The organism is Curtobacterium sp. TC1 (assembly GCF_019844075.1).
Lineage (GTDB): Bacteria > Actinomycetota > Actinomycetes > Actinomycetales > Microbacteriaceae > Curtobacterium.
This window is the reverse complement of sequence record NZ_CP081964.1, coordinates 3,939,469-3,954,930: the sequence shown is the minus strand read 5'-3', so window position 1 is coordinate 3,954,930 and position 15,462 is coordinate 3,939,469. Positions and strand designations below refer to the sequence as shown.

At 68.2% G+C, this 15,462-nt stretch carries 16 protein-coding genes; 9 read left to right on the top strand and 7 right to left on the bottom strand.

The annotated features are described in order from the left end of the window. Positions 1-517 precede the first annotated feature (517 nt). From rpmH to KZI27_RS20040, 9 genes are all read left to right on the top strand, one after another. Positions 518-655, top strand: coding sequence for a 50S ribosomal protein L34 (gene rpmH / locus KZI27_RS20080; RefSeq protein ID WP_022889115.1), 138 nt, complete (start codon positions 518-520; stop codon positions 653-655). 47 nt (positions 656-702) lie between these two features. After that, on the top strand, positions 703-1,053 hold the full coding sequence (gene rnpA, locus KZI27_RS20075; RefSeq protein WP_222658970.1) for a ribonuclease P protein component: 351 nt from the start codon (positions 703-705) through the stop codon (positions 1,051-1,053). After that, on the top strand, positions 1,050-1,430 hold the full coding sequence (gene yidD / locus KZI27_RS20070) for a membrane protein insertion efficiency factor YidD (protein ID WP_111083680.1): 381 nt from the start codon (positions 1,050-1,052) through the stop codon (positions 1,428-1,430). The genes rnpA and yidD overlap by 4 nt, the downstream gene beginning before the upstream one ends. An 8-nt stretch (positions 1,431-1,438) precedes the next feature. Beyond that, complete coding sequence (gene yidC, locus KZI27_RS20065) at positions 1,439-2,407, top strand: membrane protein insertase YidC (RefSeq protein WP_222658969.1); 969 nt, start codon at positions 1,439-1,441, stop codon at positions 2,405-2,407. Next, a complete protein-coding gene (locus KZI27_RS20060; protein ID WP_111083678.1) occupies positions 2,408-2,908 on the top strand; it encodes a protein jag in 501 nt (166 codons plus the stop codon). Continuing rightward, the gene (rsmG, locus tag KZI27_RS20055; protein ID WP_222658968.1) at positions 2,905-3,564 is read left to right on the top strand and encodes a 16S rRNA (guanine(527)-N(7))-methyltransferase RsmG; all 660 of its coding nucleotides are present in this window, start codon (positions 2,905-2,907) and stop codon (positions 3,562-3,564) included. The genes KZI27_RS20060 and rsmG overlap by 4 nt, the downstream gene beginning before the upstream one ends. Positions 3,565-3,645: 81 nt before the next feature. Continuing rightward, positions 3,646-4,539 carry a ParA family protein gene (locus KZI27_RS20050; protein ID WP_315971205.1) on the top strand — a complete coding sequence of 298 codons (894 nt, stop codon included), beginning with the start codon at positions 3,646-3,648 and terminating at the stop codon, positions 4,537-4,539. Beyond that, on the top strand, positions 4,539-5,504 hold the full coding sequence (locus tag KZI27_RS20045) for a ParB/RepB/Spo0J family partition protein (RefSeq protein WP_222658966.1): 966 nt from the start codon (positions 4,539-4,541) through the stop codon (positions 5,502-5,504). Before KZI27_RS20050 ends, KZI27_RS20045 begins: the two co-directional genes overlap by 1 nt. A gap of 179 nt (positions 5,505-5,683) precedes the next feature. After that, positions 5,684-5,992, top strand: coding sequence for a helix-turn-helix domain-containing protein (locus KZI27_RS20040; RefSeq protein WP_222658965.1), 309 nt, complete (start codon positions 5,684-5,686; stop codon positions 5,990-5,992). A 24-nt stretch (positions 5,993-6,016) separates the two neighbouring features. On the opposite strand, the gene KZI27_RS20035 is transcribed toward KZI27_RS20040, so the two are convergent. From KZI27_RS20035 to KZI27_RS20005, 7 genes are all read right to left on the bottom strand, one after another. Further along, on the bottom strand, positions 6,017-6,604 hold the full coding sequence (locus KZI27_RS20035) for a ClpP family protease (RefSeq protein ID WP_222658964.1): 588 nt from the start codon (positions 6,602-6,604) through the stop codon (positions 6,017-6,019). Beyond that, positions 6,601-7,239 (bottom strand): ClpP family protease, encoded by a 639-nt coding sequence (locus KZI27_RS20030; protein WP_222658963.1) that lies wholly within the window; start codon positions 7,237-7,239, stop codon positions 6,601-6,603. Before KZI27_RS20030 ends, KZI27_RS20035 begins: the two co-directional genes overlap by 4 nt. Positions 7,240-7,390: 151 nt before the next feature. Then, positions 7,391-8,353, bottom strand: a complete 963-nt coding sequence (locus KZI27_RS20025; protein ID WP_222658962.1) for a D-alanine--D-alanine ligase — start codon at positions 8,351-8,353, stop codon at positions 7,391-7,393. Positions 8,354-8,413: 60 nt separating this feature from the next. Continuing rightward, complete coding sequence (locus KZI27_RS20020; RefSeq protein WP_123311304.1) at positions 8,414-9,718, bottom strand: PLP-dependent aminotransferase family protein; 1,305 nt, start codon at positions 9,716-9,718, stop codon at positions 8,414-8,416. Positions 9,719-9,879: 161 nt separating this feature from the next. Further along, entirely contained in the window at positions 9,880-10,206 is a 327-nt protein-coding gene (trxA, locus tag KZI27_RS20015; protein WP_017887828.1) for a thioredoxin, read from the bottom strand. A 76-nt stretch (positions 10,207-10,282) separates the two neighbouring features. Beyond that, the gene (gene trxB / locus KZI27_RS20010; protein ID WP_123311306.1) at positions 10,283-11,269 is read right to left on the bottom strand and encodes a thioredoxin-disulfide reductase; all 987 of its coding nucleotides are present in this window, start codon (positions 11,267-11,269) and stop codon (positions 10,283-10,285) included. Between the two features lie 83 nt (positions 11,270-11,352). Then, entirely contained in the window at positions 11,353-15,408 is a 4,056-nt protein-coding gene (locus tag KZI27_RS20005; RefSeq protein ID WP_222658961.1) for a DUF6049 family protein, read from the bottom strand. Positions 15,409-15,462: the final 54 nt, after the last annotated feature.

Below are 15,462 nucleotides of genomic sequence, written 5' to 3'. Positions count from 1 at the left end.
GTCGCGCTCGTCTCCAGGTGTGTGTCGTGCGTTCGGTGCCGGACCGGGGTGCGTCCTGCTGGGTCGGACGTGCCGGGGCGCCGCGGGTGGTGGCGCTCAGCGGACCGTGTCGTTCGCCGGCGGTTCGTCGGTGGCTCGGGGGCTTCGTCGACGCCTCGTACCGCGCGTGTTCCCACAGGGTTGTCCACAGTGTTGTCCACGACCGCCCGGATCCGTCGGACAGGAGTACTTCCCTGTCGTACCGGGGCGCGGGGCCGATCGATGACCCCACTGTAAAGGACCGGGCCGGGTGGCACCGAACGGAAGTTGTCCCCAATGTGGAGAATGGACCGCGGCGGTGTCGACGACGCCCCGGCATCGAGGCCGGCCCCGATCGGCGTTTGACCTGCCCGCTGCTGTCACGTACCGTTAACCAGTTGACTGCGGCCGATTGGTCGCGCCCATCTGCGTCGTTCGACACCGAGCGATGACACATACATACGTGACGGCTCGCCGCGAGCAGCCGTGTGGAGAGATCATGAGCAAGCGCACCTTCCAGCCGAACAACCGTCGCCGCGCCAAGAAGCACGGCTTCCGCCTCCGCATGCGGACGCGTGCCGGCCGCGCCATCCTGTCGGCGCGTCGCGCCAAGGGCCGCACCGAGCTCTCGGCCTGATCAGGCTCATCGCCTGATCCGGTCCTCGGTCTGACCCCGGCATCGCAGTGTTGGCCAGCGCCAACCGCATCGTCCGCGGGGACGACTACCGGAACGTCGTGCGTCGTGGTCGCAAGAGCGCCACGGCGCACGTCGTCGTGTCCGTGGTCCGTCGTTCGGCGGACCCCACCGGACCGTCACGGTTCGGGTTCATCGTCGCGAAGACGGTGGGCAACGCCGTGACCCGGAACCTGATCAGGCGGCGGCTCAAGGCGATCGCGCACGGCATCCTCGCCGACTCCCCCGTGGGGTACGACGTGGTGGTCCGAGCACTGCCAGCCGCATCGCAGGCCGGATGGCCTACCCTGCTCGAAGACGTCGTGCGCTCCTACGCGCGCGGGGTGGAGAAGGCAGCATGAACCGCATCCAGTGGACCCGGCTGGCCTGGGTCGCCGCGTTGCTCCCACGCAACGCGTGCGTCGTCGTGCTCCGCGCCTACCGTGCCGTGATCTCCCCGCTGTACGGCAACGTCTGCCGGTACCACCCGTCGTGCTCCCGGTACGCCCTCGAAGCGATCCAGCAGTACGGCGTCGTCCGCGGATCCGCGATGGGCGCCTGGCGCATCGCTCGCTGCAACCCCTGGGCTGCAGGCGGCATCGACGACGTCACGGAACGTCGTCGCCCGTTCGTCGTCAACCGGTTCGGGTTCGTCCTCGCGCCGATCCCGCAGCAGCCGCACCCCGCGGTCGGAACGGCCCGGCCGGTCCTGCTCCCCCAGCGCACTCGAAAGGCGTAGCCGTCCCCATGGACATCATCGGTACGATCCTCTGGCCGCTCAAATGGGTGGTCTCCGCCATCCTCGTCGGCTTCCACTGGATCTTCGAGAGCATCGGCATGGACCCGGGCGCGGGTATCACCTGGGTCCTCTCCATCATCTTCCTGACCTTCGTGGTCCGCGCCGCGCTGATCCCGATCTTCGTGCGGCAGATCAAGTCGCAGCGCCGCATGCTCGAGGTCGCGCCGCAGCTCAAGAAGATCCAGGACAAGTACAAGGGCAAGAAGGACCAGTTCTCGCGCGAGGCCATGAGCCGCGAGACCATGGCGCTCTACAAGGAGACCGGTACCAACCCGCTGAGCTCCTGCCTGCCGCTGCTGCTGCAGATGCCGATCTTCTTCTCGCTGTACTCGGTGCTGCACGAAGCACAGATCAACAAGACGGGCATCGGCCTGCTGACGAACGACCTCGCGGCGTCGTTCGGCAACGCGGCCCTGTTCGGCGCTCCCCTGCACGAGACGTTCACCAACGCCTCCGGGTGGGAAGTCCGTGCGATCGCCGGCTTCATGATCGTCGTCATGACGGCCTCGCAGTTCATCACGCAGCTGCAGCTCGTCGCCAAGAACATGTCGCCGGAGACCAAGGCGTCGCCGATGTACCGCCAGCAGAAGATGATGCTGTACATCCTCCCGCTGGTCTTCGTGATCTCGGGTCTGAGCTTCCCCCTCGGCGTCATGTTCTACTGGCTCGCCTCCAACCTCTGGACGATGGCGCAGCAGTACTTCGTCATCCGCAGCATGCCGACGCCCGGCTCCGAGGCGGCGCTGGCGCGTGAGGCGCGTCTGGCCAAGAAGGCCCAGCGTCGCGGGATCGCCAACCCGGTCCTCGCCGAGGCCGGTGCCGGTGCTGGTGCCGCCGAGGTCGAAGCCGTGCGCGTCACCACCCAGCGTTCGCAGCCGGTCGGCAAGCAGCGCTCGAAGAAGAACGGGAAGAAGTAAGTGACCGAGCAGGACACCGCCGCAGCCGTCGACACCACTGAGGTCCCGGACGAGGACGCCCGTGACGAAGCCGACATCGCTGCGGACTACATCGAGGAACTCCTCGACATCTGCGACCTCGACGGAGACATCGAGATCGAGGAGCGCGCCGGTCGCGTCTACCTGTCGGTCACCGATGACGGCGAGGCGCTCCGCGTCCTCTCGAAGCCGGACACGGTCACGGCCCTGCAGGAACTCACCCGCATCGCCGTCCAGGCCGAGACGGGCGAGTTCAGCCGGCTCATCCTGGACGTGGGCGGCTCCCGTGATGCTCGTGCCGACGAGCTGCAGCGACTGGTCGACACCGCCGTCGAGCGTATCGAAGCCGGATCGTCGTCCGCAGCACTCCCCCCGATGTCGTCGTACGAGCGCAAGTTGGTCCACGACCTCGTCGCTGAGAAGGGCTTCCACTCGGAGTCCGAGGGCGAGGGTCGGGACCGCCACACGGTCGTCACCCGATGACAGATGACGCGGTGTCCACGGACGTTGCTCCGGTGCTCGAGGCTGAGCCTGCGGCTGCGTCCGTGCTCTTCGGCGATCAGATCGAGACGGCTCGGTCGTTCACGAACGAGCTGGCTCGGCGGGGCGAGGAGCTGGGCCTGATCGGCCCGCTCGAGTTACCGCGACTCTGGACGCGACACATCCTCAATTCTGCGTTGCTGGCTCCCCTCCTGGAGGCCCGTGGCCGGGTCGCCGACGTCGGCTCGGGTGCCGGGTTGCCCGGTCTCGTGCTCGCGATCGCCCGTCCGGACGTGCACTTCACGCTCATCGAGCCGATGGAGCGTCGGGTGGACTGGCTCACGTCCGAGGCGGCTCGACTCGGCCTGTCGAACGTGACCGTCGTCCGTGCCCGCGCTGAGGACGTCTCTGATGACATCGTGGTCGACCAGGTCACGGCCCGCGCCGTCAGTGCACTGTCGAAGCTGATCCCGATCACGGTTCCGCTCGTTCGGTCCGGCGGTCAACTCATCCTGATGAAGGGTGCGCGGGTTGACGACGAGATCGAGAAGGCTCGGAAGGTCATCCTCCGCACGCACCTCTCGGACGTCGAGGTCCTCGAGCTCGGGGACGGTGTGGTCGAAGAGACCACACGTGTCTTCCGGGCTACAGTTGACTGACGCTGCGGCCCGGACCAACGGGTTCGACCATCAGTGGCTCCACGTTTCACGTGAAACATCGAACCGGGGAAGAGGCATTCGTTGAGCTCATCGACCGATTACGACGCGTCGACTCCGCTTGCTCGCGAAATCGCCGACTTGAACCGCCGGCGTCGGGCCATCGCGACGCAGCAGTTCCCACTGCCATCCAAGACGCGCATCATCACCGTCTCGAACCAGAAGGGCGGCGTCGGGAAGACCACGACGACCGTCAACCTGGCTGCAGGCCTCGCCCACGGCGGGGCTCGTGTCCTCGTGATCGACCTCGATCCGCAGGGTAACGCGTCAACGGCGCTCGGTGTCGACCACCAGGCTGAGGTCGCCAGCATCTACGACGTCATCGTCGACGAGGCTGCGATGGCCGACACGGTGCAGCGGTCCCCCGAATCCGACACACTCTGGTGTGTTCCGGCGACGATCCACCTGGCCGGTGCGGAGATCGAGCTCGTGTCGCTGGTGGCGCGGGAACAGCGCCTGCGTACCGCGCTCGACCTGTACCTCCAGTCGCTGGAGGAGCCGTACCACTACGTCTTCATCGACTGCCCGCCGTCGCTCGGCCTCCTGACGATCAACGCCTTCGTCGCGGCGCAGGAAGTGCTGATCCCGATCCAGTGCGAGTACTACGCGCTCGAGGGACTCAGCCAGTTGTTGCGGAACATCGAGCTCATCGAGCGGCACCTCAACCCGAATCTCCGGGTCTCGACCATCCTGCTGACGATGTACGACGGACGGACAAACCTGGCGAACCAGGTCGCAAACGACGTGCGTGAGCACTTCGGTGACCAGGTCCTCAAGGCGATGATCCCCCGATCAGTCCGGGTGAGTGAAGCGCCGAGTTACGGACAGAGCGTCGTGGCGTACGACGTGAACTCCACAGGGTCGCTCTCCTACCTGGAGGCGGCCGCCGAGATCGCAGCACGAGGAGCGCAGGACTGATGGCACCCAAGCGAACAGGATTGGGCCGTGGCATCGGCGCGCTCATCCCGACGGCAACGGACCAGCAGGATCGTCCGGTCGACGTGTTCTTCCCCACCGGTGGTTCCCCGGCATCGGCGCCGACGGCCGACGAGCTCGTGGCCGTCCCGGGTGCGCGGCTCGCCAACCTCAATCCGCTGGACGTGATCCCGAACGCGCAGCAGCCCCGCAAGGAGTTCCGCGAGGAAGAGCTGCAGGAGCTCGTCCACTCCATTCGCGAGATCGGCGTACTGCAGCCCATCGTGGTCCGCCCGATCCCCGGGGCTGCGGGGACGGAGCCGCAGTACGAGCTCATCATGGGCGAACGGCGGCTCCGTGCGACCAAGGAACTCGGACTCAGCGTCATCCCGGCGATCGTCAAGGAGACGCCGGACGACGCGATGCTCCGTGACGCCCTCCTCGAGAACCTCCACCGCGCGCAGCTCAACCCTCTCGAGGAAGCTTCGGCGTACCAGCAGCTCTTGGCAGACTTCGGGATCACGCAGGAGCAGCTCGGTCAGCGCATCGGCCGATCGCGCCCGCAGATCACCAACACCATCCGTCTGCTCCGGCTCCCCTCCCCCGTGCAGCGCCGGGTCGCCGCCGGTGTCCTGTCCGCTGGACACGCTCGCGCGATCTTGGCTGCTCCGGATGCTGAGGCGATGGAGTACCTCGCCGAGAAGATCGTCAACGAGGACCTGTCGGTCCGTGCTGCTGAGGCCATCGCGCAACAGCTCGCGACGAAGACCCCGCCGAAGCAGGCACCGCAGCCCTCCAAGAACCAGGCGCACTTCAACGACCTTGCCGAGCGCATCGGTGACCGGTTGAACACGCGGGTCAAGATCGCTGTGGGCGCCCGGAAGAGCTCCGTGACCATCGACTTCGCGAACGGCGACGACCTGAATCGGATCCTTTCGGAGCTCGGGATCAGCGACGTTTCGTCCTGACGGCCCGCCAACGGCGCTGTGCGGCCCGTAGCGGGCTTCGCAGGTCCGGTGCGGGTGTCCGGAGCAGCGAGGGAGCATTCGGCCCGATACGGGGCGCATAGCCGTTCAGCTGGTTGAGGTTCACGAGCAGCGAACGCGAAAGCCGAACGTTTCACGTGGAACACTGCCAAGCTCGCACCATGAGATCTCGCAATCCCGAGCCGCTCTGGCGTGACGTCGTAGGTCGAGAACTCCGCGCTCGTCGCCGCGGCCGCGGGGACACCCTGCACGACGTCGCTCGTCGCGCAGGGGTGTCACCGCAGTACTTGTCGGAGATGGAACGCGGGCGGAAGGAGCCGTCGAGCGAGATGCTGGCAGCAGTGGCCGGCGCGCTCGAGAGTTCCTTGCTGGACCTGACGGCAGCCGCAGCAGAACAGCTCCGCGAGCGAGCACGTTCCGCAGGTACTGGTGGCGAACAACTGCGGAGCAGTTTCGTCCTCGCAGCCTGAGGCGTCGTCGGGCAGCGCCGTCCGTCAGCGTCGAGTGATCACGTGGTCCACGAGCCCGTACTGCTGGGCCTGACGGGCGGTGAAGACGCGATCGTGATCCGTGTCGGCCCGGAGTCGCTCGACACTCTGGCCGCTGTGCTCGGTGAGTAGGTGCTCGATCTCGGCCCGTATCCGGACGACCTCGTCAGCCTGCAGGATGAGTTCGGGAATGGCCCCCTGTCCCTGCGCCGCGGGTTGGTGGAGCACGACCCGAGCATGCGGCAGGGCCGACCGCTTTCCTGCTGCGCCCGCGGCGAGCAGGACGGCTCCGACACCGATCGCTTGCCCCACACAGGTGGTCGCGACCGCGGCGCGGATGAACCGCATGGTGTCGTAGACGGCGAGCATGGCACTCGGGTCGCCGCCGTCGCAGTTGACGTAGAGCTGGACGTCCGAGTCCGGGTTGTCCGACTCGAGGAAGAGGAGTTGCGCGATGAGGGCGTTGGCGACGCCAGCATCGATCGCGGTACCGATGTAGATGATGCGCTCGGTGAGCAGGTGCGAGTAGACGTCCAGGACGCGGTCGCCGCGAGCATCCCGCGCGATGACGTTCGGGATCGTGTACGCGCTCAACGGTCTCCCTCCCCGACCGCAGGTCCGCCGAAGCCGGTCACGGTGGAGCTGGGCTGCTGGGGCCGGATCACCGAGAAGTCGTCGACGATCACGTCGACGAAACCGTAGTCGAGGGCCTCCTGCGCGGAGTACCAGTGGTCGTGCAGCGAGTCCTCGAAGATGCGGTCGACCGTCTGACCGGTGTCCGCTGCGATGAGTCCGAGCACGGTGTCGCGGGTGTCACGGAGGTGGTCTGCCTGCAGCGCCACGTCCACTGCACTCCCCCCGATCCCTGCAGATCCCTGGTGCATCAGGATCCGGCTGTGCGGCAGTGCTCGTCGCTTGCCGGGAGTACCGGAGGACAGCAGGAACTGGCCCGCGCTGCAGGCGATCCCGAATGCGAGGGTGCTGACGTCGTTGGGGATCACCCGCATGAGGTCCCGGAGGGCGAGCATCGCCGGGACCGAGCCTCCGGGCGAATGGATCCAGAGCGCGATGTCGCTCCAGGGGTCCGCCGTCGCGAGCTGTACCAACTGCGTCATGAGGACGGTGCCGTTGTCGTCGTCGAGGGCGCCGTCGAGTACGAGCACGCGATGGTCGAAGAGGGCACGCCGGTACTCGATCGTGAAGGCTGCGGGTGGTGGTGAATCGGTCATGCGTCCACCGTGCCCCGGGAGATGACCACACGCATCCGATGCTGCTCAGAGCGGATCAGCTCTCAGCAGCGAACCGCGGGTGCCGACGTTCCACGTGGAACATCGACTCTCGCGCACTCCGATGTTCCACGTGGAACGTCGAGCTCGCGGATCAGGCGTGGTGGTCGCGGATCGCCTGTTCGGCGAGCTCTGCGTACGTCCACCCGAGATCGAAACCGGATGCGGAGAGTGCCTGCGGCAGCAGGGAGGTCTCGGTCAGACCCGGGAGCACGTTGGCTTCGAGGAACCAGGGCGTGCCCGCTCCGTCGATGATGAGGTCCACACGCGACAGATGGCGGAGGCCGAGCGCCGCGTGGGCTGCGACTGCGGCGTCCGCTGCAGCTGACGCGAACTCGTCCGACAGCCTGGCCGGGGTGTAGAACGTCGTCTCCCCCGCGTTGTACCGTGCCTCGAACCCGTAGATCCCGTTCCGCGGCACGATCTCCACGGCGGAGAGTGCCACGGGCCCGTCGCCGGTGTCGATGATGCCGACTGCGACCTCGGTGCCGCGGATGAGCTGCTCGACCACGACGTCGTCGCAGTACGTGTACGCGGTCACCATGGCGCGCGGCAGGTCGTCGACGTCGTCGACGAGGGTCACGCCCTGCGCGCTGCCACCGCGTGCTGGCTTCACCGCGAGTGGGACCGGGTGCTCGCCCGCGATGGCCTCGAGCACTCCGACGGCACCGAGTTCGCGGAACACGTCGTGGGACAGCGTGACGGAGCGAGGGGTTCGCACGCCTGCCCGCGCGACCAACGCGGAGGCCGTGGGCTTGTCCCATGCCAACCGTGCCGACGTGGAACGTGAGCCGACGAACGGGATGTCCACCGCCTCCAGGATGCCCCGCAGGGCCCCGTCTTCACCGGAGGCGCCGTGCAGAGCCGGCCACACGACGTCCGGGCGGGTTTCGGCGAGAGCCGGCAGGAGCAGTGCGTCCGCGTCGCGGAGGTCGACCTGCCAGCCGTACCCGGTCAGCGAGTCGGCGACCCGTCGACCGGAGCGCAGGGAGACGTCGCGCTCGTGCGAGATCCCTCCCGCGACGACGACGACGTGACGACGGGTGAGCTCAGCCATGGGGGTCCTCCGGTGTGGAACGACGGTGCTGGTGGGCTTCGCACCGCAGAAAAGCGCTGATCAGGAGATGTTCGGCGGCGGGGCGCTGACCGAGGACGTCTCACGCACGACGCCGTTCGGCCGCGTGCTCGGGCCGAACGTCTCGATCAGCTCGAGCTCGTCGTTCACGACGTTGGCGAGCCGCTTCACGCCGACGCGGATCTGCTCGGGAGTGGGGTAGCAGAACGACAGACGGATGTGTCCCCCACCGCGACCGTCTGCGTAGAAGGCCGTCCCCGGCGTGTACGCGACGAGCTCCTTCACCGCGCGCGGCAGCATGCCCTTGGAGTCGAGCGACTCGGGGAGCGTGAGCCAGACGAAGAAGCCACCGTTCGGCTTCGTCCAGGACAGGTCCGGCAGGAACTCCCCCAGGGCGGACAGCATGGCGTCACGACGCTCTGCGTAGATGCCCCGGAAGGTGTCGACCTGACCCTTCCAGTCCGCGGCGTCCAGGTAGGCGTTCACGACGTACTGGCCGAAGGAGTTCGGGGCGAGGACGGCCGACTCGTTGGCGAGCACGAGCTTCTCGCGGATGGCATGCGGCGCGAGCGCCCAGCCGACGCGGAAACCGGGTGCGAGGGTCTTCGAGAAGGACCCCAGGTACACGACCCCTTCTTCGTCGATGGAGCGGATGGCCTGCGGTGCCGGCTCGTCGAACCAGAGGAGCCCGTACGGGTTGTCCTCGAGCACGAGGATGTTGTTCGACCGGCAGATGTCGAGCACCTCGATGCGGCGCTCCCGACTCATGGTGACGCCGGCCGGGTTGTGGAAGTTCGGGATCGTGTAGAGGAACTTGATCCGCTTCCCCTGCGTGCGCAGGTTCGCGATCGCCTCGCGCAGCGCCTCGGGCACCAGTCCGAGTTCGTCGGTCGTCACGTGGACGGTCTCGGCCTGGTACGACCGGAACACACCGATCGCGCCGACGTAGGACGGGGACTCGGCGAGCACGACGTCGCCCGGATCGATGAACAGCCGCGTGACGAGGTCGAGTGCGTGCTGCGAGCCCGTCGTCACGACGACGTCCTCGGCGCTCGCACGGATGCCCTCGAGGCTCATGACGTCCACGATGTGCTCGCGGAGCGACCGGAGACCCTGACCGCCGCCGTACTGCAGCGCCATGGCGGCGTGCTCGTTCATCACGCGGTCCAGGGAGCCCGTGACGAGCTCTCTGGGCAGTGCGGAGACGAACGGCATGCCGCCGGCCAGCGAGACCACCTCAGGGCGCGAGGCGACGGCGAACAGGGCTCGGACCTCGGAGGCGCTCAGCCCGGCGGTGCGCTGGGCGTAGGAGTCGTACCAGGGGTCGAGGCTGTTGCCGTTCGTCATACCGTGCTCCGATCAGTGAGACATTCCCGCCACACTACGACATCGACCCCGGAAACCCGGGCTCCGCGGCGGGGGCCGATCCGCAACGGGTGGCACGCGAACGCCCCGCCCGCGTCTGCTGAGCAGGACGAGGACGGGGCGTTCGGTGGTGCTGGTGCGACCTACGCGAGGAACTCGGCGAGGTCGGCCTCGAGCGCGGGCTTCGGCTTGGCGCCGATGACGGTCTTGACGACCTCGCCGCCCTTGAAGACCTTCATCGCCGGGATCGAGGTGATCTGGTAGTTCATGGCCGACTGGGGGTTGTCGTCCACGTTGAGCTTCACGATCTCGATCTTGCCGGCGTGCTCTTCGGCGATCTGGTCGAGGATCGGCGAGACGGCGCGACACGGGCCGCACCACTCGGCCCAGAAGTCGACGAGGATCGTCTTGTCGGACTTGAGGACCTCGTCCGAGAAGGTGGCGTCGGTGACAGCCTTTGCGTTGGACATGGGTGTCCTTTCGTGAGAAGTCGGTACTGGGTGTGGAACCGCGGACGGGCCCCCGGCATTCCGGGGGCCGTACGGGTCAGGCGGAGATGGTGACCGGCTCGACCGGGGTCTCGCCCACAGCAGCGTCGGTCAGCGTGTCCTCGAGGTCGGCGAGGTACTTCTCCGCGTCGAGGGCAGCGACCGCACCGGAGCCGGCAGCCGTGATGGCCTGGCGGTAGGTGTGGTCGAGCACGTCACCCGCGACGAAGACCCCGGGAACGCCGACGGCCTTGGACGTGCGGCCCTCGACGGCGATGGTGCCCTCGGGAGCGAGCTCGAGCTGACCGTGCACGAGGTGCACACGGGGGTCGTTGCCGATCGCGATGAACAGGCCGTCGAGGGCGAGTTCGCTCTCGGTGCCGTCCACGGTGTCCTTCAGGGTCACGCCGGTCACTGCGGAGTCACCCTGGATGCCGATGACCTCCTTGTTCCACGCGAACTCGATCTTCGGGTCGTTGTGGGCACGGTCCTGCATGATCTTCGACGCGCGGAGGGTGTCCTTGCGGTGGATCACGGTGACCTTGTCGGCGAAGCGGGTGAGGAACGTCGCTTCTTCCATCGCGGAGTCGCCACCGCCGACCACGGCGATGTTCTTCTGGCGGAAGAAGAAGCCGTCGCAGGTCGCGCACCACGAGACACCGTGGCCCGAGAGGCGCTCTTCGTCGGCGATGCCGAGGTGGCGGTACGCCGAACCGGTCGCGTAGATGACCGCGAGGGCTTCGTACGTCTCGCCGGAACCGACGGTGACCTTCTTCACGTCGCCGGTGAGGTCGACGGAGACGGCGTCGTCGTACAGGACCTCGGCGCCGAACTTCTCGGCCTGTTCCTGCATCTTGATCATGAGGTCGGGGCCCTGGATCCCCTCGGGGAAGCCCGGGAAGTTCTCGACCTCGGTCGTCTTGGTGAGTTCCCCGCCCGTCTCGACACTGGACGCGACGATGAGCGGCTTGAGCTCTGCGCGCGCGGCGTAGATGCCGGCGGTGAACCCGGCCGGACCGGAACCGATGATGATGAGCTGGCGCATGCCTGACTGCCCTTCCGTTGCGTGCTGACCGGGTCAACACATGGTACCGGCGCGGCATTCCGCGACGTCCGGGAAGCGTGCGGTCAGCGACCGAGCTTGCTCCTGACCATCCCGACGGCGTTCTTGATCTCGCCGTTCTTCGCGACGACGAGCGCCCCGAAGTACACGAGGACCATGACGGCGCCGGTCAGGACGATGGTGATGAGTGCCCCGGTGCGGTCGGACATCGCGAACCCGGCTGCGGAGAACGCGCCGAAGAAGTTGACGACCAGCAGGCCGACGACGCCGGCGATCAAGGCCGCGATGATGAACTGCACGTGCGAGCGGGTCACGACCGCTCCCTCGATGCTGCCGAGCTTCCGACGCACCAGGACGAGCGCGACGATCGTCTGCGCGGTCCCGGCGAGGGTGGTGCACGCGGCCACACCGATGCCGATCACGGAGGTCGGGAACGTCGACACCGCGAGGGCACCGATGACGAACAGGACGGACTGGATGCACTGCATCAGGAACGGCGTCCGGTGGTCGTGCATGGCCCAGAACACGCGCTGGATGATGAACAACATGCTGAACAGCACCAGGCCGGGCATGTAGGCGACCAGGACGGCACCAACCTGCAGGGCGCTCTCGAACGTGCCCTCGTACAGCCGGCCGAACGGCACCGCGACGACGACCAGCGCCACCGACGCGAACACGGTGAAGAGCCCCACGATGCGCAGGGACAGCGACAGGTTCCGTCGGACGGATGCCAGGTCGCCGCGCGCAGCGTCGTGGCTCATCCGGGTGAAGTACGCCGTCGCGATGGACACCGTGATGATCGAGTGCGGCAGCATGAAGATGAGCCACGCGTTGCCGAGCACCGCGTTGCCGGGTCCGTCACCCTGACCCTTCCACGCGACGGCCGACTGCACGATGCCGGCGACCTGCGTCACCAGGATCATCGCGAAGAGCCACCCGGCAGCGGTGCCCGTCGACTTCAGGCCGACGCCGCGCCACCGGAAGTCCGGTCGGAACGACAGCCCTGCTCGCCGCCAGAACAGCGGGAGGAACGCCGCCTGGGCGAACACCCCGAAGGAAGCGCTGCCGGCGAGGAGCGCGATCTTCGCGGGTGTCCATTCGTCAAGGGCGCTGCCGCTGGTGCCGTACAGGGCGATGAACACGACGAGGCCGGCGATCGCGATGACGTTGTTGAGCAGAGGAGCCCAGGTGAACGGCCCGAAGACCTGCTTGGCGTTGAGGACCTCACCGAGCAGCGAGTACATCGCGTAGAACAGGATCTGCGGCAGGCACCAGAACGCGAAGGCGATGGCGAGGTCGGTCGCAGCGGGACCCCGGGTGTCCGAGGACGTCGTGTACAGGCGCACCAGGAGCGGTGCCAGTGCCGTCGCGACGATCGTGATGACGATGAAGACCGACCCGCCGAGCGTCACGATCTTGTTGACGTACGCCTGCCCGCCGTCCGTCCCGTTCTTCATGGCGCGGACGATCTGCGGGATGAGCACGGCCGACAGCAGGCCGCCTGCGATGAGCGCGTAGATGTTGTTCGGCAGCTGGTTCGCGACCGCGAACGCGTTGGCCGAGGGGCTCTTGTTCTGCCCGATGGCGTAGGCGAGCACGAAGGTCTTCGCGAAGCCGAGGATCCGGCTCACCATCGTCCCCGCCGCGAGCATCGCACTCGCCCGCCCCAGGCTGCGCTCCGCGACCGGTTCCGCGTCGACGTCGGGCTGGGGCTGGGTGGCGCTGATGGTCGGCTCCTCGGGGTCGCGGGCGTCCGCGACGCGGCTGGTACGGGCGTCGGACGGGAGGCCCGGTTCGGCCCCGGCACGGGCGATCGCGTCCTGCAGGCGGTCGCCGCCAGGAGCTGCGACAGCGGCCGGCACGGCGGACGCGCCGGGCGCACCCGGCTGCACGGCGAGCGGGCGGTTGGGGTCGTCGTCGTCCTCGTCGTCGAGTTCGCCGTTGCGACGGCGGATGCGCTTCCGGATGCTGCGGAAGATGCCGAAGCCGAAGATCGCGATCAGGGCGACCGCGGCGGCGGCGGTGATGACGGTCTCCCACTGTGCCTGGACGTTGAGCTCGACGGTGGCCGGCTGCGCGACGGCGACGCCGGTCGGGCTCGACAGCGACATGGTCAGCTCGACCTTGCCGTTCGCGACCGACTGCACGGGCACGGTGGCACGGGTCGACGAGTCCGGCTGGATCTCGACCACGATGTCGTTGCGGACGATGCGGAGTGCGGAGTTCGACGGCTGGACGGCCAGGTGCACCGTCACCGGGTAGTCCGAGCTGTTGCGGATCGAGACCGGGAGCGACGACCGGTCCCCGAGCAGGGTCAGGCTGCTCGAGTCGACGATCCCGACCTCGGTGGTCTGCTTCGCCCAAGCCGCGGTGCGGGCGTCGACCGCGGCCGTGAGTCCCTCGTCGTCGCCGCGCCACGCGTTCGAGGCGAGGGCGAGCAGCCGGAGGCGTGCCGGTGCCGTCAGTTCGGTGGGGGTGTCGAGGATCGTGGCGAACGCGGAGAGCCCCTGTTCGCCCTGCACCAGGCGCTTGAGCTGCGCGATGCGGTCGGCGCCGGTGGACGCACTGTTGAGGGTGAGCGACCCCGCGACGGCCTTCGACGCGGTGGAGAGGTCGGCCGGCGCGACCCAGGCGGTGCTCTCGAGGGCGTCGAGGGTCTGGCTGAGGCGCGTGGAGTCCGAGGGCCAGTCGCGACCGAGGGTGAGCAGGATCGGCCCGGTGGTGCCGCCGTCACGCGCCGAGGTGGCGAGCGTCGCGGTCAGTTCGGACATCGCCGACGACCAGCTCTGGCGGTCCGGTGCCGTCGCCGCATCGCGCAGCAGGGACGACATCGACTGGTCGGAGACGAGGACGTGGTCGTCGCCGATCTTCTCGGACGCCGAGATCGTGGCGTTCGCGCCGGCGGAGGTGTTCCCGCTCGAGACGATGGTCGTGTCCTTGTCGGCCCGCTGCAGCGCCGTCAGGTCGGCCGCGGTCACGGTGCCGTCCGCCGGCCATGCGATGGAGTCCATGGAGTAGGGGAAGTCCAGCAGCTGTTCCGTGGTGGGCAGCGTCTCCGTGGTCTCACCCGTGCCGGAGCCGGAGCCGGCGTCGGTGGTGGCGTCGTCGCTCGGGGTCGCTGTGCTGCTCGGGCCGGAGGTCTGCCCGGGGGTGGCGGTCGGCGTCGGCGCGGGCGTCTCGGCACCGGGGAAGTTCTCGGACTTCACGGACTGGTCGAGCGAGATCGGGGAGAGGATGCCGTCCGACCCCGCCTGGCGCAGGCCGGTGACGTCGGCGTCGGCGTAGGGCAGCGCGAAGGTCTCGTTGCGCAGGGCCTCGAGCCGCTGGAGCCACGCCGTCGCCGCGGACGGGGCGTTCTCGCCGAGGATCCGGATCGAGGCGATGATGCGTGGGTCGACCGCGACGGCGACGTTGTGGTCCTCGGCCGCGTCGAGCTGCTGGGTGAGGGTGCCGTCCACCGAGGTCGCGGCGGCCAGGACGGCCGCGCTGAGGATCCCGTCCGTGGACTTCGGGACGGTCACCGGCATCGCCACCGAGACGCTGACCGGCACCTGCTCGAAGTCCGGGTACCAGGTGATCGCGGAGCGGGCGACGGCGAAGGTCTCACCGGCCGTGTACTCCGCCGCGATGCGCCGCGCACCGAACGAGGAGTACCCGCCGAGTGCCACGTTGCCCGAGACGATCTCGACCGAGTCGATGGTGACCGATCGGTGCGCCGGGACGGCCGGGATGTCCACGGAGTCCATCGGGGCGCCGAGGTAACCGGTCGTGGTGGTGTCGGCAAGCCACTCGGCGAGGACGTCCCGTGTGCTCACGGAGCGGAAGATGTCGAACTCCGCGGTGCCCGCCGGCAGTGCGGTGTCGGTGTCGTTGGTGACCGTCACCGAGAGAGTGAGGCCCTGGTCGCGCTGCACGATCCCACGGTGCGCAGGAGCGACCGAGATGGTGGCCTTGCCGGCGTCGGCGGCAGCCGGATCGGCGAGGTGGGTCGTGGCCGACGAGACCGTCGCAGCATCGGCGTGCGGGGCGCTGACGGGCGCGACGACCAGGCCGAGCGCGACGAGGGTCGACGCGGCTGCGGCGAGCGTGGTGCGGAGGATGTGCATACGGAAGCGGGCCACGGGGTCGGTTCGGGCCGAGCACGAGTGTATGAGGCGCGACCATGAACAGGTCCC

Excerpts from the sequence above, each read along its gene's own strand:
- rpmH (WP_022889115.1), top strand. The coding sequence starts at position 518 with ATGAGCAAGCGCACCTTCCAGCCGAACAACCGTCGCCGCGCCAAGAAG.
- yidD (WP_111083680.1), top strand. The coding sequence starts at position 1,050 with ATGAACCGCATCCAGTGGACCCGGCTGGCCTGGGTCGCCGCGTTGCTC.
- yidC (WP_222658969.1), top strand. The coding sequence starts at position 1,439 with ATGGACATCATCGGTACGATCCTCTGGCCGCTCAAATGGGTGGTCTCC.
- rsmG (WP_222658968.1), top strand. The coding sequence starts at position 2,905 with ATGACAGATGACGCGGTGTCCACGGACGTTGCTCCGGTGCTCGAGGCT.
- KZI27_RS20045 (WP_222658966.1), top strand. The coding sequence starts at position 4,539 with ATGGCACCCAAGCGAACAGGATTGGGCCGTGGCATCGGCGCGCTCATC.
- KZI27_RS20040 (WP_222658965.1), top strand. The coding sequence starts at position 5,684 with ATGAGATCTCGCAATCCCGAGCCGCTCTGGCGTGACGTCGTAGGTCGA.
- KZI27_RS20030 (WP_222658963.1), bottom strand. The coding sequence starts at position 7,239 with ATGACCGATTCACCACCACCCGCAGCCTTCACGATCGAGTACCGGCGT.
- KZI27_RS20025 (WP_222658962.1), bottom strand. The coding sequence starts at position 8,353 with ATGGCTGAGCTCACCCGTCGTCACGTCGTCGTCGTCGCGGGAGGGATC.
- KZI27_RS20020 (WP_123311304.1), bottom strand. The coding sequence starts at position 9,718 with ATGACGAACGGCAACAGCCTCGACCCCTGGTACGACTCCTACGCCCAG.
- trxA (WP_017887828.1), bottom strand. The coding sequence starts at position 10,206 with ATGTCCAACGCAAAGGCTGTCACCGACGCCACCTTCTCGGACGAGGTC.
- trxB (WP_123311306.1), bottom strand. The coding sequence starts at position 11,269 with ATGCGCCAGCTCATCATCATCGGTTCCGGTCCGGCCGGGTTCACCGCC.